Here is a 25,522-nt window from a genome sequence, read left to right as displayed (position 1 = left end):
TGGGCGTTTTGCCTCCGTTGCACGCATTTGAAAATGCGGGTAATAGCGTTATGGCGGCTGTGCGCGGGAGACCTTCTGGTCTGCCGGGTTCCATAGTTACCGGTTCGCCAACCTGCGTACAGCTGCCACCCTTTGTTTGGCGACGGTGGATGGCAGCTTCAGGTCTATGACTTTGGAGCTTTAGTCATGACGATATATCACCCGTTAACCACTAACCCCGCCGGCACCCCAGTCCTGCTGATCGACACCCAAGCCCCGCTACGCCTGCTCCACGAAACCGCCTGCGCCCGCATCCGTGCGGGTACCGCGCAACTGGAAACCCTCACCTCGGTCACTATCAGGAACATCGATGACGCCGATCTGTACCGGCTGACCAACGGGGCTTACCTGCTGCTGCAGGATGGCCTGGATATTCTCGACCGGATCCAGTTCCGTCTCCCCCTGGAAACCCCATTGCAAGCGTGACGCGTGGCTTTCGTCCAATCGCTGCTCGTCCCCATTGTGGCGGGCAGCGCCGTCCACAGGCACGGAGCAACGGTGCAAGAACGCTGAAGTTTCCCAAGCCAAAACAGCAGAGTTTTTACATCACGCTACGATTCAAGCCCGACGATTCCCCAGGCACCTCATCACCCGTGAACTAGGCTTGAGTTCAGCCGGGCCACCCTGTTCCCAGCCGTTACCCGGTCGAATGAAGTAATTGTTTCAAAACTTGACGAGCCCCCAACTGATGCGAGATATTGATAGTTAGCAAACTAACAATGCGAATCTCCCCGTGTCCAAGCACCTCGAACAGCTGCACAAGCACATCAGTGCCGGCCTCGTCGTCGCCTCGCGCCATTGGCGGCGGGTGTGCCAGACCACGCTGGTCAACTATGGGATCTCCGAAGCCTGCGCCATGCCGTTGCTGCTGGTCGGGCGCATGGGGCCGGGCGTGCGCCAGGTCACCGTGGCCCACGAAGCCGGAATGGAAAGCCCGTCGCTGGTGCGCCTGCTCGACCAGTTGTGCAATGCCGGCTATGTGCTGCGCAGCGAAGACCCGAGTGACCGCCGGGCCAAATGCCTGAGCCTGACCGAGGCCGGCGAGCACTTGATGCAGGACATCGAAATCCAGTTGATCCGCCTGCGTAGTGAAGTGCTCGACGGCATTGCTCCCGCTGATCTGGAAGCGGCGCTGCGAGTCATCCGCGCCTTCGAAGCGGCCGGGCAGAACCTGGGAGTGGCGAATCCGTGAACGGTTTCTGGACCGGCATGCCCCCCGCCCGCGACTGGTTCTACGGTGTACGGACCTTCGCCGCCTCGATGATCGCGCTGTATATCGCCTTGCTGATGGAAATGCCGCGCCCGTATTGGGCCATGGCCACCGTCTACATTGTCTCCAGCCCCTTTGTCGGTCCCACCAGCTCCAAGGCCCTGTACCGCGCGGTCGGTACTTTTCTTGGCGCCTCGGCGGCGGTGCTGTTCGTCCCGCTGTTCGTGCAGACACCCTATCTGCTGGTGGTGGCGATCGCGCTCTGGACCGGCATCCTGCTATTTCTCTCGCTGCATCTGCGCACCGCCAACAGCTACGCGCTGATGCTCGCCGGCTACACCATGCCGATGATCGCCCTGCCGGTGGTCGACAACCCGCTGGGGGTGTTCGATGTGGCGGTGTCGCGGACCGAGGAGATCTTTCTCGGCATCGCCGTGGCGGCGGTGGTCGGCAGCATGTTCTGGCCCCGGCGCCTGGCCCCGGTGTTTATCGACGCGGCGGGCAAATGGTTCGGCGATGCCTCGACCTACAGCCTGCGTTTCCTTTCGCGCAACGTGCAGGCCGATGAAGTCAGCGCGCTGCGCTCGGCGATGGTGGCGACCTTCAACAGCCTCGAATTGATGATCGGCCAGTTGCCCCACGAAGGTGCCCGGCCGCAGACCGTGCGCAACACCAAGGAGTTGCGCGGGCGGATGATTCACCTGTTGCCGGTGGTCGATGCCCTGGACGATGCTCTTTACGCGATGGAGCGACGCACGCCGGAGCTGGTGGCGCGTTTCGAACCCTTGCTCGTGGCCACCCGCGAATGGCTGGAAAGCACCACAAAAGGAGCGCCGGTTGAACGCTGGCAAAGCCTGCGGGCCGAGATCGAGAGCCTGCAACCGAGCCCGCTCGAGCTGGATGACCGACGCCAGTTGCTGTTCTCCAACGCCCTCTACCGCCTCGGCGAATGGATTGACCTGTGGCAGGACCTGCGCAGCCTGCAATATGCCATCCAGTGCGAAAGCCAGGACAGCTGGCGCGCGGTCTACCGCCACTGGCGCCTGGGCCGCCTGACGCCGTTTCTCGACCGTGGCCTGATGCTCTATTCGGCGGGCTCGACGGTGCTGGCGATCATCGTCGCTTCGGTGCTGTGGATCCTGCTCGGCTGGACCGACGGGGCCAGCGCGGTGATCCTCGCGGCGGTGGCCTGCAGCTTTTTCGCGGCGATGGACGACCCGGCGCCACAGATCTACCGGTTCTTTTTCTGGACCGCGATGTCGGTGATTTTCGCCAGCCTCTACCTGTTCGTGGTGCTACCCAACCTGCACGATTTCCCGATGCTGGTGCTGGCCTTCGCCGTGCCCTTTATCTGCGTCGGCACCCTCACCGTGCAGCCGCGTTTCTACCTGGGCACCTTGCTGACCATCGTCAACACCTCGTCCTTTATCAGCATTTCAGGGGCCTATGACGCGGACTTCCTGAACTTTTCCAACGCCAACCTGGCCGGTCCCGTGGGCCTGCTGTTCGCTTTTGTCTGGACCCTGGTGGCGCGGCCTTTCGGCGCCGAGCTGGCGGCCAAGCGCCTGACCCGTTTCAGTTGGCACGACATCGTCGGGCTGACCGAACCGGCGACCCTGGCCGAACACCGGCACCTGGGTGCGCAGATGCTCGACCGGCTGATGCAGCACCTGCCGCGTCTGGCCATGACCGGCCAGGACACCGGCGCGGCGCTGCGCGAATTGCGGGTCGCGCTCAACCTGCTCGACCTGCTGGCCTACACCCCGCGGGTGCTGGGGGTGGCGAATGTGCTGCTCAAACAGGTGGTGGAAGAGGTCGGCGAGTACTTCCGCGCCTGCCTCGAGGCCCGCGAGCGCCTGCCGGCTCCAGCGCCGTTGCTGATGACGATGGACCGCACGCGCCGGGCCTTGAGTTCCCAGGGCCTGGACGATGGCGAAACCCGCCTGCACCTGTTGCACGCCTTGAGTGGCCTGCGCCTGGCATTGTTGCCCGGCGTCGAATTTGTCGATAGCGGCGATCAGCCGGAGAGCGTTCCGTATGGGATCAATGGAGTGCCGTTATGATCGGTGAGCTGGATATCAGCGGGGTGTTCCTGCCCACGCTGCTGGTGCTGATGGGCATTACGTATGCGCTGTACCTGGTGGTGCACGGGCTGTTGACGCGCGTCCACTTCTACCGCCTGGTCTGGCACCGGGCCTTGTTCAACGTCGGTCTCTACGCTTTGTTGCTGGGCGTTGTGGATTCGTTCAGTCGATACCTGATGACATGAAAAAACCTCTTTTGACCATTGGCCGTGTAGTCCTGACTTTGCTGGTGGTGATCTTCGCCTGCCTGGTGGTCTGGCGCATGGTGATGTACTACATGTTCGCGCCCTGGACCCGGGACGGGCATATCCGTGCCGATATCGTGCAGATCGCCCCGGACGTGTCCGGCCTGATCCAGCAGGTGCAGGTGCGCGACAACCAGCCGGTGAGCCGCGGCCAGGTGCTGTTCAGCATCGACCAGGATCGCTTCAAGCTGGCGCTGCGCCAGGCCAGGGCCGCCGTGGCCGACCGCCAGGAAACCCTGGCCCAGGCCCAGCGCGAGAACAAACGCAACCGGGGTCTGGGTAACCTGGTGGCCGGCGAGCAACTGGAAGAAAGCCAGTCGCGGGTCGCCCGTGCCGAGCTGGCCCTGGCCGAAGCCCAGGTGGCGGTGGACGCCGCGCAGTTGAACCTCGATCGTTCGGTGATTCGCAGTCCGGTGGACGGCTACATCAACGACCGCGCGCCCCGTGAGCGGGAGTTTGTCACGGCCGGGCGGCCGGTGCTGGCGGTGGTGGACAGCGGCTCCTTCCATATCGATGGTTATTTCGAGGAAACCAAGCTCGACGGCATTCATGTCGGCCAGGCCGTGGACATTAGGGTGATCGGTGACAACGCGCGGTTGCGCGGGCATGTCGAAAGCATCGTCGCCGGGATCGAGGACCGTGACCGCACCAGCGGTACGAACCTGCTGCCCAACGTCAACCCGGCGTTCAGTTGGGTGCGCCTGGCCCAGCGGATTCCGGTGCGCATCGCCTTCGACGACGTGCCGGCGGACTTCCGCATGATCGCCGGACGCACGGCCACGGTGTCGATCATCGATGACGCCAAGGCCGCGCCGAAGAAAGAGGCCGCGCAATGAAACCGCTGGCGCAAGTCGCGACCCTGGGCCTTGGCCTGATGCTGTCGGCGTGCTCTATGGTTGGTCCGGATTATCACCTGCCGGCCGATTCGGCGATGCAACGCAAGGACCTGCAAGGGAATATCGCCGGTGAAGGCGACAATGTGGTGTCGGCGCCGGTGCCGACCGATTGGTGGCGGCTGTACCAGGACCCGCGCCTGGATGAGCTGGTCCGCCAGGCCCTGGCGTCCAACACCGATTTGCGCGTGGCGGCGGCTAGCCTGTCACGGGCCCGGGCCCAGGTGGAAGAGGCCGAGGCAGCCGGAGGTTTCAGTGCCGGGGTGAAAGCCGGGGCCCAGCGCTTGCAGGAGTCCGGCCAGGCCTTCCTGCTGCCGGAAAAGGTCCCGGTGGCCAATATCGGTGAAATCGCGCTTTCTGCGTCCTATCAGTTCGACCTGTGGGGCACCTTGCAGCGCGGCATCGAGGCGGCCAAAGCCAATGCCGACGCTACCCAGGCGGCGGGCGATGTGGCCCGTATCACCCTGGTGGCGGATGTGGTGCGCTCCTACACCCAGATCTGCGCGGCCAACGAAGAGCGCGGGATTGCCGAGGAGTCCCTCGCGCTGCAATCCCAGAGCACCGAGCTGACCAAGCGTCTGCGCGATGCCGGGCGTGGCGACGAAACCCAGGTCACCCGGTCCCAGACCCAATTCAAATCCCTGCGCGCCGAACTGCCGCGCTACCAGGCCGCGCGCCAGGCCGGTTTGTATCGCCTGTCGATGCTGTTGGCCAAACCCCTGGACCAACTGCCGGCGGGCGTCGCCGATTGCGCCGCGCTGCCGCATATCACTCAATTGTTGCCGGTGGGCGACGGTGCCGAGTTGCTCAAGCGCCGTCCGGATATCCGCCAGGCCGAACGCCGGCTCGCGGCGGCAACGGCCAGCATCGGCGTGGCCACGGGCGAGCTGTACCCGAACATCAGCATCGGTGCCACGGTGGGGACGGTCGGTATTCTCAAGGATCTGGGCGATCCGTCGACCAACCGTTGGGGCTTCGGCCCGGCGATCAGTTGGACCGTGCCGACCAACGGCGCCCGTGCCCGCATCCGCGAAGCCGAGGCCGGTACCCAGGGTGCCCTGGCGCACTTCGACGGTGTGGTGCTCAATGCCATCCGCGAAACCCAGACCAGCCTGGCCCAGTACACCGCGCAGCTTGATCGCCGCGATGCCCTGGCCGATGCGGGGAACTCGGCCAAGCTTGCCGCGGACCAGACGCACCGCTTCTTCAAGGCCGGTCGCGCCTCGTTCCTCGCCGACCTGCAGGCGACCCGCACCTACACCGATGTGCGCGCCCAACTGGCCTCGGCCAATACCCAGGTCGCGATGAGCCAGATCGATTTGTTCCTGGCCCTGGGCGGCGGTTGGGAAAGCGGACGAACGCCACCTGCCGAACACGCGAAACCCTGAGTCCGTTGCTATGCTTTGAACTATCGGCTGGTCGCCGCTGGTGGGGAGCACTGGGTGAATCCTAACCATCGTGGTCAGCGTGGCCCGATGGGGATTCTAATAATGAAAAACCCTTATGCTCCTGGTTTCTGGTGTGCGGTGGTGGCGCTGGTCCTGCTTTCGGCGACCTACTTCTATGGCGTCATGCTGGCGCACCAGATCGACAAGGCCCTGGCCTTTCTCGACAGCGCCACGGCGTTGATCGCGGTGATGTCCATCGCCGTGGTGGCCTGGGCCAGTTACCAGGCGCAGCAGGTGAAGAAACGCCAGCTCTCCCAGAGCAAGACCCTGGTGCTGGTCTGGGACACCAAAGTCGCCCTGCGCCGGGTCGAAACGGTCTTCGATCGGTATTTCTGGGGCAGTTACTGGCAACCCGGTCGGACCTTCCAGGAAGTCATGGGCGAACTCACCGGTACGCCGCTGGAAAAAAGCCTTGAGATGCTCAAGATCCAATGCCTGAAACTCGACCGCGAAGTGGCCCATGACGAACGCCACTGGTTGACCAATGCCCGCGAATTGTCCGATGTGGCCACGGCCATGGCCCGCGAGCGGCATCAACTGGACGTCTGCGACCCGCGCAATGACTCGGCGGACGGCGTGGTGATCAACCGCGACTTCGAGGTGCTGGTATACACCTGGACCGCGCGTTTGAAGACCTTCGACCATCAACTGGATGAGATGGAAGTCCAGTATTCCTGAGTCATTGCTGTTCCTGCCCGGCGGTCGCTGATCCGCCGCAAACGTGCGCGGGACGCCAATAGGTGCCGCCGAACGCACGATTCCCGTACTGCGCTGTCAGTCATTTCGCTTTTGTTCGTAGGATGAGGTGGTGGCCAATGGCCTTGCGGGCAAAGCCTTGGGGCCTGCTCCGGCAAATGCTACCCTGCGTCCCTTCGGGCATTGTCGAGCCGGCTCCGGTCAGGGGTCAGGAAGACCAGCATTTCTCCATTTAACGGACATCGATCGGGTCAATTCATGAATAAATCAGCGGGCTTGCTTTTAGGTTTTGTCGTGGTGGTCGGTGCGGTGAGCACCGTCGGCGCGTGGTACACCGGCAATCAGTTGGAAGGGGTGCTGAACACTTCGATCCAGGACGCCAACCAACAGTTGAAGACCGCCCTGGCCAGTGCCGGCGGCAGCGCGCAGATCGAGCTGGTATCGCTGGATCGCCATCTGTTCACCAGCACCGCGCATTACCGCGTCAAGTTCCAGAACCTGCAGGCCGGCGCGCAGCAAAAAGACCTCGAGCTGCTGTTCGTCGACCATATCGAGCACGGGCCGTTGCCGTGGTCGCGTCTCAAGGCGTTCAAGCTGGTGCCGGTGATGGTCAACAGCAACTACGAGCTGGAAAAGAACGACGCCACCGCCAAGTGGTTCGATGCCGCCAAGGGCGCCGCGCCGCTCAAGGGCCAGGTTGCCCTGGGCTACAACCGTTCGGTGGACGGCAATGTCGAACTGGTGCCGCTGGACTTCGCGCCGAACGCCACCAGCAGCCTGAAATTCTCCGGGCTGAACCTTGCGGTGACCGCCAGCGACCAGGCGGCCAAGATCAAGCTCAACGGCTATATGGATAACCTCAAGGTCTCCACGGTCACCCCTGAGCAGGGGCCGGTGCAGGTCGAATTGAGCGGCCTGACCCTGGTCAGCGACCTGACCAAGAGCGACCTGGGTTTCTACCTGGGGCAGAACACCCTCGAGTTGAGCGAAACCAAGCTGGGCTTCGGGGTCAAGCCGGCGGTGGTCACCATCAAGGGCTTCGAGCAGAAAGACTCGACGCAAGCGCAGGGCAATGTGCTCGCCGGACGCCTGGCCTATAACATCGCCTCGATCGACTACAACGACAAGCCGGTGGGCAGTGCCCAGATGAGCTGGACGGCGAAGAACCTGGATTTCCCGGCGATGCAATCGCTGATCAAGTTGTATCAGGTCCAGTTGGAAGCCTTGCAAAAGGCCCAGGCGGCCGGGGCTGAAGACCCAGAGGCGGCGGTTCCGGAACTGACCCCGGCCCAGCAGGCCCAGGCCGAAGCGGACATCAAGCAAGTGTTGACCGGCAAGCCGCAGATCGCCCTGGAAAACTTCTCGATCAAGACCGCCAACGGTGAGAGCCGCGCCAGCCTGGTGGTGGACCTGACCAACCCGTCTTCCACCGATCTGCCACCGGTGGAACTGGGCAAGCAACTGGTTTCGCAACTGGATGCCAAGGTGTCGTTGTCCAAGCCGATGATCGCCGACCTGGCGGGCCTGCAAGCGCAGATCCAGGGTCAGACCGACCCCAAGGCGATCACCCAGCAAGCCTCGATGGCCAGTGAAATGGCCGGCACCATGGCCTTGTCCACGGAGATGGCGACGGTGCAAGGCAGCGATATCATCTCGACGCTGCACTACGCCAATGGCCAGGTGGACTTCAACGGGCAGAAAATGCCGGTGGAAGATTTCATCACCTTGCTGCTGACCAAGTTCGGTGGTGCGAGCGGCGGCGAGCAGCCTTAAGCGGCGTTCAGCCAGAGGTGACGCTTTCCAGTCGATACCCATAGCCGTAGATCGTCAGCAATTGCCAGCCGTGTTCGGCGGTCAGGCCCAGCTTGTTGCGCAGGCGATAGATATGGGTATCGAGGGGCCGCGAGGAGAGTATTTCCTCATGGGGCCAGAAGCGCTCATAGAGGTACTCGCGCGACAGCGGCCGCCCGAGGTTGCTGAACAGGCAGCGGGCCAGGCGATACTCACGCTCGGTCAGGTTGACCGGGCGGCCTGAGCGGGTCACGGTCAGTTCGGCATCGTCGAAACTCAAATCATTGAAGATGGCGATTTCGCTGGTATTGCCGCGCTGTCCGGCATGCCGGCGCAGTACCGCATTGACCCGCGCCTTGAGTTCATTGGCGCGGAACGGTTTGCTCACGTAATCGTCGGCGCCACTGCCCAGGGCCAGGACGATATCGCTCTCGGCATCGCGGCTGGTGAGCATGATCACCGGCGGCGGTACTTCCATGTGCTCACGGGTCCAGCGCAACAGCGCCAGGCCGCTGAGGTCCGGCACCTGCCAGTCGAGAATCAGCAGGTCGAAGGTTTCCCGGCGCAACTGACGCAACAGGTCCTCGCCGCGCTCGAAACCGTGCAGGGTCCAGGGGGCTTCCCCGACACCGGCCATCTGGCCCAGGGTCTGTTCGACCCGGCGCAGTTCGGCGGGTTCGTCGTCGAGTATGGCGACACGCATGTCTGGAGCGTTCTCCTGGCTTAACGGCGGATGTGTCTCTCAAAAGGGGACTCTACAGGCTATTTCCTACGCGAAGGTCTGTAAGTCGGCTGTCAAATCTGAACAATTCTGGCGATTTCCTCAAGGACCGGTGACGGCTGGCTAGGCTGATGTCAAATGGCTTTTACCCGGCGTACCGCGGCCTTTGTGGGGGCAGGCGCAGGGTAACGATTTGCACGGTCAAGGAGAAGGATCCATGGGCAGTCCCTTTCGTTTCAGCGCTTTGCCATCCTGGGCGGCGCTCGGGCTGTTATCCGGTTTGAGCCTGTGTCTTGGTTTCGGTTTTGTCGTCGGGCTGTTCCATTACGGGGCTGCCCGTCCCTCGCTGGTTGCCGACCGTTTACCCGTGGTGCCCGAGGGCAGCTGGATAGCGCCATTCTCCGCACCGACGCTATGGACCACCGGTGAGGTCATCACCCCACGGGAGCAGCCGCGCTGGGTGTTCTGACCGGCAAGGGCAATTCTGAACAAATCTGACAGATTCGCCGAGCACCGCCGTTTTACCCATAGAGTAGCTCCAGCACTGAAAGGGGCACTTTGGAGCAAGTCCGACCCACGGACGGGTGGCGGTTCGGATCCACACGGACCGCCGCCAAGGGAAGCCAGGATGCCTTCCCTTGGCCATTTTTCCGTCACGCCCCGGTGTGCATTCATACAAAGCAACACAGTGTGGCCCGGCCAATTGGGGGCGCTGTGGCATGATGGGCCCGGATGGTTGTGTGCCGTCGTTCCTTTACTTCGATCCTGCTCCCTCCAGAGCCTGAGCGGCCAAGCCCATGAGCGAACGCTTTCTTTCGCACCCGTATTTTCCTGCTCTCCCGTCCCGTCCGAGCCTGCTGCTCGGCATTGTCTTATGCCTGTTCGGCCACGCTGCCCTGGCGGCCACACCGGCCCTGCGCGCGCCTTACCTTGATCGCGAACAACAATGCCGTCCGCAGCCTTTTCCGGCGGTGGTGCTGCACCTGGCGGGCGAGGCCTGGAAGCTGGATGCCAAGGGCAAGCCGCTGGCGCTGGAAGAAGGGATGAGCCTGGAGGAACACGAAGGGGTGAGAACCTCGGGCGATGCCTTTGTCAGCCTGGTGCTGGGCGACGGTTCGCGGATCGTCCTGCCGTCCAACTCGCAGGTGCGTTTGCAGCTGGACGAGACGCAGTCGATCCCGCAGATACAGCTCGAACAGGGTCAGGTCGAGTCCTATGTGATCAAGCGCATCAGCGAACATGATCGCTTCCAGATTCGCACCTCGGTCGGCGTGCTCGGGGTGCGCGGTACGCACTTTCGCACCCGTAGCGAAGAGGGGCAGTCTCTGGTTGAAGTGCTCGACGGCCAGGTCGCGGTGAGTCGCGCCGAAGCGTCGCCGGCACCCGGCAACAAGGCGCGGGACAAACTGCCCGTTGCGGCTGAGCCCGCGGTCAGGGTCAACGCCCGACAGGGCCTGAAGATCCAGGACCAGGGCGAGCTCAAGCCGGTCGACCTGCTGGCGGCTCCACGCCTGCTCGGGCAGGACGGCCAGCGTGGCGACAAGCCGATCTGGCAACTTTTTCTCCAGCCCCTCGACGGCGCCCGGCGCTATCGCGCGCAGGTCGCTACCGACGCGGCGTTTCTCAATATCAAGCAGGAACGTTTTTCCAGCACCCCGGATATCCGTTTCAGTGGTTTGCAGGCGGCGTTCTACCATGTGCGGCTGTCGGCATTCGACGAGCAGGGACTTGAGGGCCAGACTGGGGTCTACGATATTTACTACTGGCCCAGGACGGTTCATGAGCAATAGCTGCGGTATCCGGCGTCCATGAGGTTGTGGCGACGGCACGAGGGACGCGAGCCGACGCAGGCACAACGGCTGTTTCGTGGTTTGTTGCGCGAATGGCTGCTGGTGGGCCTGTTGTTGCTGCCGCTGACCGCCGTGCTCTCCTTGAGCCAGAACCTGGCGTTCAGCCATTTTCTCTATGACCGGTTGAGCCGCCTGAGCCCCTTGCCGGTCGATCCACGGATCCTCCTGGTTACCATCGATGACCGCAGTCTTGAGGCCCTGGGGCGCTGGCCCTGGCCGCGCAGCGTGCATGCCGAGCTGCTCGAGCGCTTGAGCGCCGTGCAGCCCCGGGGTGTGCTGTTCGATGTGATTTTCAGCGAGCCGGAGGCTGCGGGCAGCGGCGACGAGCGCCTGGCCCAGGCCCTGTGCCGCGCCGGCAATGTGGTCTTGCCGCTGTTGCGCGAAGGCGTGCCGCGCTTTGCCACGGCGCTGGGCGAAGTCGGGCCGATCGAACCGCTGCGACGTTGCGCCAGGGCGGTCGGCCATATCAATGTCGAAGCGGATAACGACGGCGTGGTGCGCGGGGTATTCCTGCGCGAAGGTCCGGTCCACCAGCCCCGTGAGCAGTTGGCCTGGCTGGCCTATCAGATGGCGCTGCCGGAGGCTGAGCGGCAACCGATGCCCGGTGCCGGAAGTGTTTCCGAGCTCCACGGATGGCAACGGCAGAACGCCATCTTGGTGCCCTTTATCGCGGCGGCTGGCGGCTTCCCCAGCGTGCCCTATATCAGCGTGCTGCGCGGTGAGGTGCCGGCGACGCTGTTGCGTGATCGGCTGATCCTGGTGGGCGCGACCGCACCGGGCCTGGGGGATCGCTATGTCACGCCGGTGTCCGAGCAGGCCGGCACCACCGCCGGGGTGGAGATCCAGGCGAACCTGCTCAATGGCCTGTTGCAGCAGCGCAGCATTGTCGAGCTGGCGCCACTGCCGGGCATGCTGTTGTCGGTGTTGGCGGTGGCCCTCCTGCTGGGCGGGCTGTTGTTGCGTGCGCGTTATGCGTTGTGGCTGACGCTCGGCAGCATGGCCGCGGTGCTGCTGGCAGCCTGGGGGTTGTTGCGGTTCGGCCTGTGGTGGTCGCCGGCCGCCAGCCTGAGCGGTTTTTTGCTGGCTTACCTGATCTGGAACTGGCGGCGCCTGAGTGCGGTACTGGCTTACTTTGGCTGGGAATTGGCCCGTCTGAACGACGAGCCCAGGGTGCTGCCCGAACGGCGCCGGGTCGTGGTGCCCAAGGGTGATGTGTTGCAAGGTCGCATCGCGGCGTTGGAACAGGCCCTCGGGCGTACTCGCGATACCCGGCGGTTTATGGCCGATGGCCTGGAATGCCTGCCCGTGGCAACGTTGATCACCGACACCCAGGGCCAGGTGCTGCTCGCCAACCGCAGCGCGCGTGACCTGCTGGGACCCATGCTGGTCGGTGAGGACTGGCTCGATTGCCTGGCGGGCCTTGGCTTTCCCGGTGTTGGCGGGCCAGTGCGGCCAGCATTGACCGAACTGCCGAGCCAGGAATTTCGCGACAGTCGCCAGCGCACCCTGCACCTGGACCTGGCACCGCTGCGGTCAACGGAAGATGAAGTCACCGTCGGCTGGCTGTTCAGCCTGGCGGACCTGAGTCTTGCACGTGAGGCCGAGCAGCAACGGGCGACCTTGTTGCGCTTTCTGTCCCATGACCTGCGGGCGCCGCACTCGGCGATCCTGGCACTGCTGGAAGTGCAGCGCGCGCAGCACGACGATGCGCCGCTCTATCACCAGATCGAACAGCAAGTGCGCCGGGCCCTGGGTCTGACCGAGGCTTTTGTGCAGTTGGCCAAGGCCGAGTCGGAGGCTTACACCTTCGAGCCGGTGCTGTTCGCCATGCTGGTGCTGGACGCCTTCGACCAGGTGGCCCCTTTGGCCCAGCTCAAGGGCATCGAGCTGCGCCATCGGCTCGACGAGGTCGATGAAAGCCTGGTGCGGGCCGATGCCTCGCTGCTGACCCGGGCGCTGTTCAACCTGCTGGAAAACGCCATCAAGTACAGCCCTTCCGGCACCTTCGTCAGCCTCGATGTAACGGTAGCGGAGCATGAACTGACCTGCAGCGTTGGCGATCAGGGGCGGGGCATCGGCGCACAGGCATTGCCGCAGCTTTTTGAACCGTACAAACGCTTTGCCGGCCCTGACAACACCGAAGGCCTGGGGCTGGGACTGTCGATGGTCAAGGCGGTGATCGACCGGCATGAGGGGCGTATTCACTGCGCCAGCGTCGAGGGCCAGGGCACGACGTTCACGCTGTGCCTGCCTCTCTGGCAGGACTGACCGCGCGTTGCCCCAGGTCTTTTTAGTGAGCACCGACTGAATACGTATTGAGCTTGTTTTTTTGGTCTACCCTTCGAGAACGACAGGCGGGCGACGTTTTCGACTGCTGTCGCTAGGCTCCCCTGTGTGTCTGCATCAGGCAGGAGCATTGAACTCCGGCTGTCATTGGGGAAATGGACGATATGCCGCGTAATGCTCAACTCTGCCTCGGGGGCAGATTGCACACGTTGCTGGGAGTGGCGTTGTGCAGCCAGTTGCTCTGGCCCCTCAATGCCTTCGCCGATACCGCCTACGACCAGCTTATCCGGCAGGCCCGTGACGGCAGCTACACCCCGGCGCTGGTGCTCTTGCGTCAATTGCCGGCCGCGCAACAATCCGCCGGCCAGATCAGCGATCACTTGCAGATCGCCAGCTGGGCCGGGCTGGATGCCGAAGTGGTCAGTGTCTATGAAACCCAGGGTGCCCAGCGGACCTTGCCGACCCAGGCCCTGACCGCCGTCGCCCGCGCCTATCGCAACCTGAAACGCTGGGATGAGGCCGAGCGCCTGTATCGCCAGGCCCTGGAGCGTGAGCCGCAGAATGCCGACCTGCAACTGGGCCTGGCGATTACCGAGGCCGATGGCGGTGACCCCCAGGACGCGGTGCGCCGGGCGCGCGAACAGGTCGACAAACAACCCAACGACCCGGCCCGCCGCATGGCCCTGGGGTATGCGCTGACCCGCTCGGGCGCTAACAGTGATGCTTTGTTCGAGTACGACCAGGCTTTTATCCGGGCTTCGGATAAACCCGAAGTGATGCGTGAATACCTGTTCGCCCTGGAGCGCGCGCGCCTGCCGGAGCCGGCCCTGCGCCTGGCCCAGCGGCATCCCGGGCTGATCGACGCGGCCGCGACCCGGCGCCTCGAAGGCGAGCTGGCGGCCGAGCGGGTCCGCCTGGCCGAGCTGCCGACCCGAACCGAACAGGAACGTTTTGTCGTCGCCGATCGTGCCCTGGCCGACTACGACCGCTTGCTCGCGGCCTGGTCCGCGGACCCGCAGGCCCATGATGATGTGGTGCACTGGCGCATCGATCGCCTGGGTGCGCTCAAGGCCCGCTCGCGCAATGCCGAGGTGCTGAGCGAGGCGCAAAAACTGATCGATGAAGGGGTGACGATCCCACCCTATGCCCAGCGCTGGATTGCCTCGGCTTACCTCGCGGTGCGCGAACCGGAGAAGGCCGTGGCGTTGTATCGGCAGATTCTCGCGGCACCCAGCGCGGACCCCATCGACCAGGCGGGCGATACCTCGGCGCTGGTCTATGCCCTGGTTGAAAGCGACCAGCCGGAAGAAGCCCGCGTGTTGGCGGATGCCCTGGCGCTCACCGTACCGCCGCGATTGCAGCTCAAGGGCGTGCCGGGCGGTGTTCCCAACGATGCCTGGCTGGATGCCCAGCAGTTGGCGGCGCAGATGGGGCAGCACAACGGCGATCTGCCCGCCAGCGAGCAAGGTCTGGAGGCGCTGGTGGCACAGGCGCCAGGCGAGGTCGGCTTGCGGGTGGCCCAGGCCGATATGTACCTGGCCCGTGAGTGGCCACGGCGTGCCGAGGCCTTGAACAAGGAAACCGAAAGCGAGGCGCCGCGTGACCTGGGGTTGGAAGTGGCGCAGGCCAACACCGCCCTGGCATTGCAGGAGTGGCGCCAGCTCGATGTGCTCACCGACGACGTTGCCGCACGGTTTGCCGAGAGCCTGCAGGTCCAGCGCCTGGAGCGTCTGCGCGAAGTCCATGACATGGCCGAGTTGCGGGTCGAGGCCTATACCGGCAAGAGTTTCGGTGGCGGCGCCGCCGGTGCCGGTGCGGTGACCGGCAGTCGCGACTACGGCATTGAAAGCACGCTCTACAGTCCGCCGATCAATGAGGACTGGCGGTTGTTCGCCGGGGCCGGTTACGCCTTTGGCCGCTTCACCGAAGGAGACGCCCGACGGCGCTGGCAGCGGCTTGGCATCGAAGATCGGACCCGTGACATGACCCTGCAGGCCGAGGTCTCCAACCAGTCCTACGGCTATGGCGACAAACTCGGCGCGCGCCTGGCGGCGGCTTTCGATATCAATGATCACTGGCAATACGGCGGCAGCCTCGAACGGCTGTCGGCAGCGACGCCGTTGCGCGCCTTGAACAGCGACATCAGCGCCAATTCGGCGAGTGCATTCCTGCGTTGGCGCGCCGACGAAAGCCGCGAGTGGAAGCTGGCGGTCACGCCTTCGCATTTCAGCGACGGCAACAATCGCACCGAGGCCCTGCTTACCGGACGCGAAGGTATCTACAGCACGGCCCATGTGCAGGTGGACCTGGGCCTGGAGGTCGGCACCAGCCACAACAGCAAGAGCGAAGACGTGCCGTACTTCAACCCCAAGTCCGACTTCAGCGTGCTGCCGACGGTGAACGTCAATCATGTGCTTTATAGCCGCTACGAAACCCAGTGGAGCCAGCAATTCCAGGTCGGTGCCGGGACCTACAGCCAGCGCGATTATTCGACAGGCGCCGTTGCGCTGCTGGGGTATGGCCAGCGGGTGAGCTGGAACGATGTGCTGGAGGCCGGAGCCAACCTGAGTTGGATCAGTCGGCCCTATGACGGTGACCGCGAACGCGACGTGCGGCTGACCGTCGATCTGACCTACCGTTTCTAGAAGGGGATGATGATGCCTTGGATCACGCGTTGCATCCTGTTGCTGGGAGCCTTGCTGATCGGTGCCTGTGCCCAGAAGCCGGTCGAATTTGTCGCGCCCGCGCAGCGTAGCGTGCCGATCAATGAAGCGCCCTGGCCGAAAAATCATTTTCTCAGCCTGACCTACCATGACATTGAGGACCGCGACCCGGACCAGGCGGTGGTTGCCGTGCGCACCGAACGCTTGCTCGAGCAACTGGCGTGGCTCAGGGAGAATGGCTATCGGCCGGTGACCGTGGACCAGATCCTGGCGGCGCGCAAGGGTGGGCCCGAGTTACCGCCAAGGGCGATTCTGCTGACCTTCGATGACGGTTACGCGAGTTTCTACACCCGCGTGATGCCGCTGCTCAGGAGCTATCAATGGCCGGCCTTGCTGGCCCCGGTCGGCGTCTGGATGGATACCCCGGCGGATAAACCGGTGGATTTTGCCGGTGACATGCGCCCGCGCTCCATGTTTCTGAACTGGGCGCAGATCAAGGAAGTAGCATCCTCGGGACTGGTGGAAATCGTTGCGCACACCAACGCCAACCACCACGGCATGCTCGCCAATCCCCAGGGCAACCTGCAACCGGCGGCGGCGACCCGGCGTTACGATACGGCGACCGGTCGTTATGAAAGCGAGGCCGATTTCGAGGCTCGCACGCGCGCGGATGTGCTGGCCATCTCGGCGAAGATTCGTGCGGCCACCGGTTATTCGCCGCGGGTCTGGATCTGGCCTTACGGCACCGCCGATGGCACTGCGTTGAAAGTCATCAAGGAGCAGGGCTACCAGATCGCGCTGACCCTGGACGACGGTATCGACAGCCTCGACCAACTGATGAACAGCCCGCGCCTGCTGGTGGCGGCGGACCCGGATGGGGCGCACTACGCCAGCGCTGTTGTCGCGGTGCAGAACCGTTTGCCAATGCGCGTGGTGCATGTCGACCTGGATAATGTCTACGACCCGAACCCGGCCCAGCAGGAAGCCAACCTCGGCATGCTGGTCCAGCACGTGGCGGATATGGGCGCCAATACCGTGTTTCTGCAAGCGTTCGCCGATCCGGCGGGGGACGGCCTGGCGCGTTCGCTGTACTTCCCCAACCGCCATCTGCCGATGCGCGCCGACCTGTTCAATCGCGTTGCCTGGCAACTGCACACCCGGGCCCACGTCAAGGTCTTCGCCTGGATGCCGGTGCTGAGTTTTGCCCTGGATGAAAAGCTCCCCCGGGTGACGCGTTGGGACCCGGCCAGCGGGCAGGTCTCGGTGGACCCGAAACAATACAAGCGCCTGTCGCCGTTCGACCCGAACGTACGGCGGATCATTGGTGAGATCTACGAAGACGTGGCCCGGCTGACCTCGGTCGACGGCATTCTCTACCACGACGATGCCGTGTTGTCCGACTTCGAGGATGCCAGCCCGCAAGCACTACGGACCTACGCCGCCAACGGCCTGCCGGGCACCCTCGGCGCCCTGCGCGGCGATCCGGCGACACTGCAACGCTGGACGCGGTTCAAGAGCCGTTACCTGATCGATTTCACCGCCGAACTCACCGCGAGGGTCCGCGCCATTCGCGGCCCGCAGGTACAGACCGCGCGCAACCTGTTCACGGAACCGGTGATCGATCCTCAGAGTGAAACCTGGTTCGCCCAGAACCTCGACGACTTCCTCGCCAGCTACGACTGGACCGTGCCCATGGCCATGCCGCTGATGGAAGGGCAGAGCGAGAAACAGGCGGGCGACTGGCTGGAGGGCCTGGTCGGCAGGGTCAAGCAACGCCCGGGCGCGCTGGATCGCACGGTGTTCGAGTTGCAGGCCCGGGACTGGCGGCAGAAGCCGGCGACGGACCTCGACGGTGAACTCCTGGCTGAGTGGATGGGACGACTCAAGCGCCAGGGCGCCAGCAGTTTTGGTTATTACCCGGACAACTTCCTGGATGGCCGCCCGGCTGTGCAGGCCGTGCGCCCGGCACTTTCCAACAAGTGGAATCCCTAGATCATGATGGATCGAATCCTGGCTCTGGTCGTCCTGGCGCTCGTCCTGGGGTTTCCCCTCGGCGTGATTTTTCTGGTCACCGGGCAATTCCTGATGGACTTCGTATTTTTCTACCCGTTGTTCATGTCGGGTTTGTGGATGGCCGGCGGTTTGTACTTCTGGCTGCACTGGGAACGCCACTGGCCCTGGGAAGCCGATACCTTGCCCCCGGCGCTGGCGGGTGAGCCGCTGATCTCGATCCTGATCCCTTGCTTCAACGAAGGGGACAATGTTGCCGAGACCATCGAGGCCGCGCTGGCCCAGCATTACCCGAACATCGAAGTGATCGCCATCAATGATGGTTCCAGCGACAACACCGGCCCGTTGCTCGACAGCCTGGCACTGCTCGACTCACGTTTGCGGGTGATTCATCTGGCGCAGAACCAGGGCAAGGCGGTGGCCCTGCGCATGGGCGCCGTGGCGGCCCGCAGCGAGTACCTGGTGTGCATCGACGGCGACGCCTTGCTGGCACCGCACACGGCGGCCTACCTGGTGGCGCCGCTGTTGCAGAACGTGCGCCTCGGCGCCGTCACCGGCAATCCGCGGATCCGCACCCGCTCGACCCTGGTCGGACTGGTCCAGGTCGGTGAATTTTCCTCGATCATCGGTTTGATCAAGCGCACGCAGCGGGTCTTCGGGCGGATTTTCACCATCTCCGGGGTGATCTGCGCCTTCCGCCGTACGGCGCTGGACCGGGTGGGCTACTGGAGCCCGGACATGATCACCGAAGACATCGATATCAGCTGGAAGCTGCAACTGGATCACTGGAGCATTTTCTACGAGCCGCGGGCGCTGTGCTGGATCCTCATGCCGGAGACCCTGCGTGGGCTGTGGAAACAGCGGTTGCGCTGGGCCCGGGGCGGCGCGGAGGTCCTGTTCAAGAACATCCGGGGCATCTGGCAGTGGAACCATCGTTACCTGTGGCCGCTGTTGTTCGAGTACTGTCTGTCGACCGGCTGGGCCTTCACCCTGCTGTTGTCGATTGTCTTCTACTGCATGGGGCTGTTTATCGAAATGCCGGCCTCGATTGCCGTGCACCGCATCGTGCCGCCGGCCTTTACCGGGTTGCTGCTGGCAATGGTCTGCCTGGGGCAGTTCGCGGTCAGCGTGCTGATCGACCGCCGCTACGAAAAAGACCTGTGGAAAATCATGTTCTGGGTGGTCTGGTATCCACTGGTGTTCTGGTTCATCAGCTTCTTCACCACCCTGGTCAGCTTTCCCCAGGTGCTGTTCCGCCAGAGCGGCAAGCGGGCGCGCTGGGTCAGTCCGGACCGGGGGATCAAGCCCGTCGATGACGACAAGCAGAAGGTGCGGTCATGAAAATCATCAGAACCCGCCAGCGGCCGTTCATGGTGCTGGTGGATGTGGTCCTGACCGTGCTGGCCTGGGTCGGGCTGTGGTACCTGTTGATCCAGGGGTTGATACCATTGTTCGACGGGCATACGGGGCCGCGGATCGATATCTCGTTCTTCGACGCCGTCAATACCCTGGAGGTTTATCTGTGGGTCGGCCTCTTGAATGCGGCGGTATTGATTGCCTGGGCGCGTTATCAGCAGCGCAAGAGCCGTGGTTTCAGTCGGCGCCGTTTGCCCGCGCCGGTGGTCGGGGATGAGGGCTTGAGCCGCAGTTTCAAGCTCAGCGAGGACAACTTCGCGCGGATGCGCCAGTCGGCGACGATGATCGTGCATCACGATGAGCATGGTGGGGTGCTTGAAGTGATTACGCCGCTGTATCGCGTTGAGCCGCAGGAACAGCCGCTGGCCGCGCCTGCGATCATCCAGCTGCCATCGGAGGATGACGGCAGTCGCCCGTCGCTGTAGCGCCGGTTCGCGGTGAGGCCCGAACCTTAACTATCTAGTGCACGGGGACGTCGTTTCGCGCTCTACGCTTTTCCCTTTTTCCATGGAACAAGGGAAATCCTATGAAAACCTCCGTAGCGGACCCTCCCGGGGAGGCCGTCGAGCCGGTAGCGGTTTTACCCGATCCCCGTGGCGCCACCCTGGAGCGCCTCGCTGAAAAACTCGGCGAACGTATCGCGACCGCGCAACGCCCCAGCCTGTTGCTCAATCGGCTCCAGGCGGCGCTGGTGCGTGGGCACGATAGCCAGCACCAGCTCTGGAAGCTCTTCGCGCAAGCGCCGCGGATCGGTGCGTTGCTCAAGCAGATCCTGACCGAGGCCTTCGGACACGATCCGCACCAACTGGTGTTCGCCCCGCCGTTGCATTCCGGCGACGGCCAAACGGCGCGGACCCTGGCGCAGGTGGCCATGTCGCTGTTGCGCAATCCGTTCCTGTCCCTGGTACCGGGTCATGCCGTGCGCCTGAGTCTGGCTGACGAACCGGAGAGGCTTTTGGCACTGGACCCGGAGCAGGTGCTGGCACGTCTGAAGCGCTTGGGGTTGTCTTCCCGTTTCGACACGGCCCTGCGCGGCTATTGGCATGAGCCGGCGTGCGATAGCCCTCTGTCACGACGCGAGCGCCTGATCGAGCTGCACAAGCTGCAGTTTCACGACAAGGCCCTGTTGGCCTATGGCACTGATGCCTTGTCCGCTGCCGGATTCAACATGCTGATGGGCCTGCTGGACGCACCGACCCCGCAAGCGCGGGCGCTTGCCGGCGGTCGCTGGGGGCGACTCAGGGTGTCGGAGCTGGTCTGGCCGGGAAAGGGGGCGGCAACGGTGGTCTTGAGCGGCGCTTTGCACCTGAGGGGTTCCGGTAGCGCCGAGCGGGGGAGGCAGCTGATTTTCGTGCCTGGGGTGTTGGAGGAGTTTTTCGAGTTTGCCAGCCACGCCGAGATGCAACACCGGCTCGCGGCGCTGTTCAACGAGCCGGGGAATTATCGGCCCTGGCAGTTGCTTGCGCTGCAAGAGCGCCATCAGTTGTTCCCCCAACCGGATGGCCCAGCCCTGGCTTACCGTTTCCAGGAGGGGGCCGAGCTTGGCGGCGATGCCCTGGCCCACAGCGCCCTGAGCCGGCTGGATACCCAGTTGGCCAACGAGTGGGCCGCCGCGTTGTTGCTCAACAGGGCGTATATGCTGCCCGATGGGGTGGTCGATGTCGGGCGCCTGACGCCGCTGCAGGCGGTGGACGCCATGCAGGAGTCGCGCACGGCGCTGACCGGCTTGCCGCCCCTGAGGACGATGCTTGCACAAAGGCTTCGACATGATGAGCGTCGTCGGAGGCTGGAAATCAGCTTCGGCAGCCTGGACGCTGATCTTCCCGTGCACCTGCGCCAGGGCAAGGTTCGGCAGCAGGAGCTTGGTCTCCTCAAGCTGCTCGATGAACAGGACCCCGGACGCGACACGCTGGCCTATAGCGAGTTGTTGACACGCCACGCCCTTTGGCGACAACAGCTGGTTTATGTCCAGGGCCTGTTTCAGGGCAGGGACCGATACGGCCAGTCCGAATTCTGGAACACCCGGGATCGGGCGGGGGACGATCTTCCAGACAAGTTGCTCAAGGGGCGCTGGCAGGGACTGTTGCACGAGGCGAAGATGCAGCATCAGCTCGGGATGATTGATCAGGAGGAACTGGCGCGGGTGCTTGATGTGCTGCCACAGGCGTTGGCGGACGTGCATATGGGCAATGAGACAGAAGTCGTCGCGATCAGCCTGGGGCCGCTTGACTCAGGGTGGTCGCTGACGGGCGCTTGCGTCATCAGTACCCGAGCGGCGCTGGCCGATCCGCGCTCGAGCGTATCGGCACTGCTGTTTGTGCCGGGGCGGCTGGGCGGACTGCAACGCTTCCTGACCCTAGACGGCCTTTCGCAACAGTTGGACGTCAGCTTGCGTAGTCCGGAGTGCGAAAGTCTCTGGCCGTTGATTGCCCGGGACCGGCGTGGCGAGGCACGTCGCTGGGTGCGAGGGAGGCCCGGCGGTGAGCGGATTCCCATCCACTATCAAGCGATTGAAGGGGATGCCCTGCAACAGGGACTCCAGCAACAGATCCAGGATCACCTGCGGGTCTGCCGGTTGATCGAGGACGGCTTGCGGCCGTTCTCGGAAATCGGCGACGCCCGCAGTTCCCTGCAACTGCTGGCCCATGAGCTGGAGGAGAATCTGGGCGTGCCGGACCACGATGCCCGCGAGCGCGCGTTGGACAATATTGCGCTGCTGCGGCTCGGTGCGAAGCAGGCGCAAGGCCTTCCCGACTGGCTGCCCACGGCGACCCGCGCGATCCGCCAGCAGTACGCGCGACTGTTGGCCCGCTATCAGAGAAATATGCATGCCCTGGAGCTCAAGCTGAAACGCCAGCTACCGGACCTGGACGACTTTGCCCGGGAGAGCATCATCGAACAGCTCAAGCGCGATGGTTTTTACCCGGAACTGGATATCGACAAGCCGCTGTTCGACCTTCCCGACAGCGTCGAGCGGGTGTGGGCCGGGCATCCTGAACGCACGGTGGGCGAGGCGGGTCCGAAGACGGTGGTCAGCGAGGGGCGCACGACCTACAGCTTCTTGCGCCTGGCCCTGGAAAACCTCGATCCGCAAGCGCCCGCGACCAAACGTCGGTTGCAGCATGGACGAATACTGGATCGCACCTGGCAACAGCGACTGACGCCGGATTATCTGATGGCGACGATTTCGGCACTCGATCTTGGCGGCCACTACGACACCCTGATCCAGCGGGCTTTTTACGGCGTCGATAATCCCGGGGTCGAACCGCTACGGGCGTTCGATCAGGTGCTGTTGTATCGGCTGGTCAGGCAGCGGGCCCGAATGGAATTGTTCAGCGCTCGGCAACAGGGGCTCAGCGACTGGGCCGCCGAGACTTTCGAGAGGGCCCTGAATGCGGAGTCTGCCGCCGACCTGCGCACCGAGTACCTTGAACTCGAATTGCACTTTGTCACCTTCGCCGGCCGGGGTTTTGCCTGGGCTCGGCATGTGGGCAATGCCGTGGCCATCCACGACAAGGTTTCTGCAAGAACGCTCATCTATTTGCCGGGCGCTCCCCATGAGCAGGTACTGACCGAGTACACCGACCTGGCGACGGCGCAACGGGCACTGGTCAATATCGAGCGGGCGCCGCAGCGGGTGGCGGATATTGTGCAAAGGCTGGCGGCCGGTTGGGAGGCAGAAGTCATCGAGGCTTATCCCGCCGAGCAAGACCCGGAGGCGCTGCGCTCAAGGCTCCTGGCGCCTGCGCGCGATGATCGGCGGCCAATCGGCCTGACGCCTTTGGGGGCAGGTCCGATTGCCATGGTCAAACCCACTTTGCTGTTCAAGGCCATCAAGAGCTGGTGGACGAGCGAGCCGGAGCAACCCGTGCCGGATTCCGCGGCGTTGGAAAAGGAGATCAGGCGCGAAATCGCCGAAAATCCCGGACGCTGGTTGCGGCTCAGGAAAACCCAACGCTGGGACCTGTCGTTGGTGCTGGCGCATGCCTTTGTCCTGCGGGCGCAGCAACGGGCCCGGACAGTCTCGAACTCGGCTCGACAATTATCCCAGCTGCGCGAGTTGCATGAACGCGAACAGCGCTCGGCCTACTGGCTCAGGGTGTTGTCGGTGGTGCCCGTCGTCAGTATTGGGGTCAATGTCCGGGAGACGGCCGTGGCGTTGCGTCGATTTCACCGCAGCGGTGATCCGCGCGATGCCCTCGAGCTTTTCAAGGCGGCACATATGACGTTGGTCGATGCCGTGCTGACCTTCTACCCGTTGAGCAAGGGCGCCGGCGTGGCTTCCCGGCCGTTACGGGTCGGTCATGGGGGCTGGTCGCGTGCGGCCTTACGGACCCTTGATCGTCGGCAGAGCCTGTCTCACAAAGGCGCGATAGCCCTGAAAACGAAGGTTGCCCCAAAACCCAAGCCCCTGCTCCCCGGCTATGACGCGAAGATGCCCCCCGACGATGCGGTGGCCCTGCACGGTCCGGCCAATGCCGGCAGCTATGCGAAAAACGGGGTGCAGTTCATCACCGACGGCAGCACCAGCTATGAGGTCTACCGGCCGAAGGGCGAGAGTGCCTTGCGCTTGAAGAAAACCGCCGTACAGGACAATGAGCTGATTCTGTATATCCGCGAGCCGGGCGAACACCTGTTGCGCGCCGATGCGCCCGAGCCGCAGCCGGGTCCCAGTCGCGCGATGTGGCAACCCTGGACGCGGCCTGCGTTGCCGGAGTCCGCCGGTGCGCCCGTGCTGCAACTGGAATGGATGACCCGCCGGCCGGCCGTGTTGCCCGTGGATTGGAAGACCCGGGGATTGGTCCTGGAAAGCGACCAGGTCGTGGAGTTGTCGGCGAGCCGGGGGCTGTATGCACGGCGGGGGGCTGAACACGTTCGACTGCTGAAGATCGATGATCGTTATTTCGAACTGCTTCCCGATGGTTCCGGGGTTCACCCCGATATTGTTTTTCTGAAACGTCCCGTTCCGTTGTCTGCCCATGCCGAGGCCGACTTCAACCTTTGGTGGACGCGCCTGGACGAACAGCCGGTACCGGCTACTTTTGATCCGCGCAGCCAGAGCTGGACAGTACGTTCCGCCTTGTTCAACGAGCCTCTGGAGCAGTCCCTGGCGCAACCCCTGGCGGGCATGACGCCGGTGAGCCTGCGCAAGACGGCCCGTCGGTTGATCGAGCGAACCGATATGGAGTATTCGTCGGCCACGGCGACCCGGATGGTCGCGCTCAAACGCACGCAGGAAGCCTGGAGCTCGCGGGGCGTGCGCATGGATGTGCTGCTGCGCGAACTCGATGCCCGGCCCCTGGGACAGACTTACCTGCGCATCGGTGGTGCGGCCGATACAGGGGGCTTTTCCCGGTTGGACTTCGATCCGCCCCAGGCCGTTAATCCCCGGCTTTTCGACGCCAGGGGGGCGGCCCGTATTGCCGAGTTGGCCTCGAACAGCGAGAACGCCGTGATCGACATCTTGCATCGTCATGGCTTTGTCGTGACCGAGGTCCCGAAATCCCAGTCCTTCAATACGGTCAACCTGTTCTGTACTCACCCGAACTCGGAGCATCTCTACTACATCATGCTCAAATGGACCGACAAGCGTTCGATACCCATGACCCGCTACCAAGGGGGCCCCCGACAGTTGACGGATGGCTGGTTCAACCGACATTTCGATTTGAGGCCGCTGGGTCAGCGCGCGCTGCTCAAGCCGGTCAAGGAGGCCATGGAGCAGGGGCGCCTGGTGAAGCTGATCGCGGGGCTGCAGCGCTCGGGGGATACCGGGCAGGTCACGGTGTATTTTACTCGGGTGGTCTAGGGGGTCAGAGGGCTGCGGCCATGGTTGTTGCCGGGAGGGCTTTAGCCTTTATAATCGTCCTTAACACGGCCCCTCTCGGTTGATGCGCTTTGGTGCTGAGACTGCTCAGGGGTTTTTTATTGCCTGGATTTTTCTGCTTACCGGCATGCCGCTGCCAGTAGTGGTCGACCCCCATACCCTCCAGGTTAAGTTCGAGGTGGGACAAGCTTGGGAAGTCCTTTGACGGCCATTTGACTGAAGTGCCCAGAGTCACCGAGGAAAGCCTTAAAACCCAGTAGATTCAGGGAGCTGGGAAAAAGCGCTCATTTGACCGGAAGGTATGTCTTTAGACGAACAGCCCGAGGGAGCGGGCCTGCGGCGGACT

General features: G+C 63.7%; 17 protein-coding genes. 16 read left to right on the top strand and 1 reads right to left on the bottom strand.

Translation table 11 applies throughout. The annotated features are described in order from the left end of the window. Positions 1-186: 186 nt before the first annotated feature. From M5C71_RS30165 to M5C71_RS30130, 8 genes are all read left to right on the top strand, one after another. Positions 187-465: a hypothetical protein gene (locus tag M5C71_RS30165; protein ID WP_248769441.1), complete on the top strand. Its 279-nt coding sequence runs from the start codon at positions 187-189 to the stop codon at positions 463-465. Positions 466-772: 307 nt separating this feature from the next. Next, positions 773-1,231 (top strand): MarR family transcriptional regulator, encoded by a 459-nt coding sequence (locus M5C71_RS30160; protein WP_103496033.1) that lies wholly within the window; start codon positions 773-775, stop codon positions 1,229-1,231. Next, the gene (locus M5C71_RS30155) at positions 1,228-3,312 is read left to right on the top strand and encodes an FUSC family protein (protein ID WP_103496032.1); all 2,085 of its coding nucleotides are present in this window, start codon (positions 1,228-1,230) and stop codon (positions 3,310-3,312) included. Before M5C71_RS30160 ends, M5C71_RS30155 begins: the two co-directional genes overlap by 4 nt. After that, positions 3,309-3,518, top strand: a complete 210-nt coding sequence (locus tag M5C71_RS30150) for a DUF1656 domain-containing protein (protein WP_103496031.1) — start codon at positions 3,309-3,311, stop codon at positions 3,516-3,518. Before M5C71_RS30155 ends, M5C71_RS30150 begins: the two co-directional genes overlap by 4 nt. Then, positions 3,515-4,414, top strand: a complete 900-nt coding sequence (locus M5C71_RS30145) for an HlyD family secretion protein (protein ID WP_248769440.1) — start codon at positions 3,515-3,517, stop codon at positions 4,412-4,414. Before M5C71_RS30150 ends, M5C71_RS30145 begins: the two co-directional genes overlap by 4 nt. Beyond that, positions 4,411-5,859, top strand: a complete 1,449-nt coding sequence (locus M5C71_RS30140) for an efflux transporter outer membrane subunit (protein ID WP_248769439.1) — start codon at positions 4,411-4,413, stop codon at positions 5,857-5,859. Before M5C71_RS30145 ends, M5C71_RS30140 begins: the two co-directional genes overlap by 4 nt. A 102-nt stretch (positions 5,860-5,961) precedes the next feature. Then, on the top strand, positions 5,962-6,597 hold the full coding sequence (locus tag M5C71_RS30135; protein ID WP_103496028.1) for an NADH:ubiquinone oxidoreductase subunit N: 636 nt from the start codon (positions 5,962-5,964) through the stop codon (positions 6,595-6,597). Positions 6,598-6,873: 276 nt separating this feature from the next. After that, positions 6,874-8,388, top strand: coding sequence for a YdgA family protein (locus M5C71_RS30130; protein WP_248769438.1), 1,515 nt, complete (start codon positions 6,874-6,876; stop codon positions 8,386-8,388). A gap of 7 nt (positions 8,389-8,395) precedes the next feature. Here the strand turns inward: M5C71_RS30130 and M5C71_RS30125 are convergent, their stop codons facing one another. Then, positions 8,396-9,109, bottom strand: a complete 714-nt coding sequence (locus M5C71_RS30125) for a response regulator transcription factor (RefSeq protein WP_103496026.1) — start codon at positions 9,107-9,109, stop codon at positions 8,396-8,398. A gap of 235 nt (positions 9,110-9,344) precedes the next feature. Here M5C71_RS30125 and M5C71_RS30120 point away from each other — a divergent pair, with 235 nt between their 5' ends. From M5C71_RS30120 to M5C71_RS30085, 8 genes are all read left to right on the top strand, one after another. Then, positions 9,345-9,596, top strand: coding sequence for a hypothetical protein (locus tag M5C71_RS30120; RefSeq protein ID WP_177104173.1), 252 nt, complete (start codon positions 9,345-9,347; stop codon positions 9,594-9,596). A gap of 328 nt (positions 9,597-9,924) precedes the next feature. Then, on the top strand, positions 9,925-10,917 hold the full coding sequence (locus M5C71_RS30115) for a FecR domain-containing protein (RefSeq protein WP_248769437.1): 993 nt from the start codon (positions 9,925-9,927) through the stop codon (positions 10,915-10,917). 18 nt (positions 10,918-10,935) lie between these two features. After that, the gene (locus tag M5C71_RS30110) at positions 10,936-13,245 is read left to right on the top strand and encodes a CHASE2 domain-containing protein (RefSeq protein WP_103496023.1); all 2,310 of its coding nucleotides are present in this window, start codon (positions 10,936-10,938) and stop codon (positions 13,243-13,245) included. A 182-nt stretch (positions 13,246-13,427) separates the two neighbouring features. Further along, positions 13,428-15,908, top strand: a complete 2,481-nt coding sequence (pgaA, locus tag M5C71_RS30105) for a poly-beta-1,6 N-acetyl-D-glucosamine export porin PgaA (protein ID WP_248769436.1) — start codon at positions 13,428-13,430, stop codon at positions 15,906-15,908. Between the two features lie 12 nt (positions 15,909-15,920). After that, positions 15,921-17,918: a poly-beta-1,6-N-acetyl-D-glucosamine N-deacetylase PgaB gene (pgaB, locus tag M5C71_RS30100; protein WP_248769435.1), complete on the top strand. Its 1,998-nt coding sequence runs from the start codon at positions 15,921-15,923 to the stop codon at positions 17,916-17,918. 3 nt (positions 17,919-17,921) lie between these two features. Further along, complete coding sequence (gene pgaC / locus M5C71_RS30095) at positions 17,922-19,277, top strand: poly-beta-1,6-N-acetyl-D-glucosamine synthase (RefSeq protein WP_248769434.1); 1,356 nt, start codon at positions 17,922-17,924, stop codon at positions 19,275-19,277. Next, the gene (gene pgaD, locus M5C71_RS30090) at positions 19,274-19,777 is read left to right on the top strand and encodes a poly-beta-1,6-N-acetyl-D-glucosamine biosynthesis protein PgaD (RefSeq protein WP_248745483.1); all 504 of its coding nucleotides are present in this window, start codon (positions 19,274-19,276) and stop codon (positions 19,775-19,777) included. The genes pgaC and pgaD overlap by 4 nt, the downstream gene beginning before the upstream one ends. A gap of 101 nt (positions 19,778-19,878) precedes the next feature. Then, a complete protein-coding gene (locus tag M5C71_RS30085; RefSeq protein WP_248769433.1) occupies positions 19,879-25,158 on the top strand; it encodes a DUF6543 domain-containing protein in 5,280 nt (1,759 codons plus the stop codon). The last annotated feature ends 364 nt before the right edge of the window (positions 25,159-25,522 follow it).

It is taken from the genome of Pseudomonas sp. MWU12-2345, from assembly GCF_023242385.1.
Classification (GTDB): Bacteria; Pseudomonadota; Gammaproteobacteria; order Pseudomonadales; family Pseudomonadaceae; genus Aquipseudomonas; species Aquipseudomonas gingeri_D.
This window is presented reverse-complemented; position numbering and strand designations above follow the sequence as displayed.

What these genes read in the sequence shown, in the direction of transcription:
- pgaA (WP_248769436.1), top strand. Translation starts at nt 13,428, where the DNA reads ATGCCGCGTAATGCTCAACTCTGCCTCGGGGGCAGATTGCACACGTTG.
- pgaB (WP_248769435.1), top strand. Translation starts at nt 15,921, where the DNA reads ATGCCTTGGATCACGCGTTGCATCCTGTTGCTGGGAGCCTTGCTGATC.
- M5C71_RS30165 (WP_248769441.1), top strand. Translation starts at nt 187, where the DNA reads ATGACGATATATCACCCGTTAACCACTAACCCCGCCGGCACCCCAGTC.
- M5C71_RS30110 (WP_103496023.1), top strand. Translation starts at nt 10,936, where the DNA reads ATGAGGTTGTGGCGACGGCACGAGGGACGCGAGCCGACGCAGGCACAA.
- M5C71_RS30120 (WP_177104173.1), top strand. Translation starts at nt 9,345, where the DNA reads ATGGGCAGTCCCTTTCGTTTCAGCGCTTTGCCATCCTGGGCGGCGCTC.
- pgaC (WP_248769434.1), top strand. Translation starts at nt 17,922, where the DNA reads ATGATGGATCGAATCCTGGCTCTGGTCGTCCTGGCGCTCGTCCTGGGG.
- M5C71_RS30085 (WP_248769433.1), top strand. Translation starts at nt 19,879, where the DNA reads ATGAAAACCTCCGTAGCGGACCCTCCCGGGGAGGCCGTCGAGCCGGTA.
- pgaD (WP_248745483.1), top strand. Translation starts at nt 19,274, where the DNA reads ATGAAAATCATCAGAACCCGCCAGCGGCCGTTCATGGTGCTGGTGGAT.
- M5C71_RS30115 (WP_248769437.1), top strand. Translation starts at nt 9,925, where the DNA reads ATGAGCGAACGCTTTCTTTCGCACCCGTATTTTCCTGCTCTCCCGTCC.
- M5C71_RS30130 (WP_248769438.1), top strand. Translation starts at nt 6,874, where the DNA reads ATGAATAAATCAGCGGGCTTGCTTTTAGGTTTTGTCGTGGTGGTCGGT.
- M5C71_RS30125 (WP_103496026.1), bottom strand. Translation starts at nt 9,109, where the DNA reads ATGCGTGTCGCCATACTCGACGACGAACCCGCCGAACTGCGCCGGGTC.
- M5C71_RS30145 (WP_248769440.1), top strand. Translation starts at nt 3,515, where the DNA reads ATGAAAAAACCTCTTTTGACCATTGGCCGTGTAGTCCTGACTTTGCTG.
- M5C71_RS30150 (WP_103496031.1), top strand. Translation starts at nt 3,309, where the DNA reads ATGATCGGTGAGCTGGATATCAGCGGGGTGTTCCTGCCCACGCTGCTG.
- M5C71_RS30135 (WP_103496028.1), top strand. Translation starts at nt 5,962, where the DNA reads ATGAAAAACCCTTATGCTCCTGGTTTCTGGTGTGCGGTGGTGGCGCTG.
- M5C71_RS30140 (WP_248769439.1), top strand. Translation starts at nt 4,411, where the DNA reads ATGAAACCGCTGGCGCAAGTCGCGACCCTGGGCCTTGGCCTGATGCTG.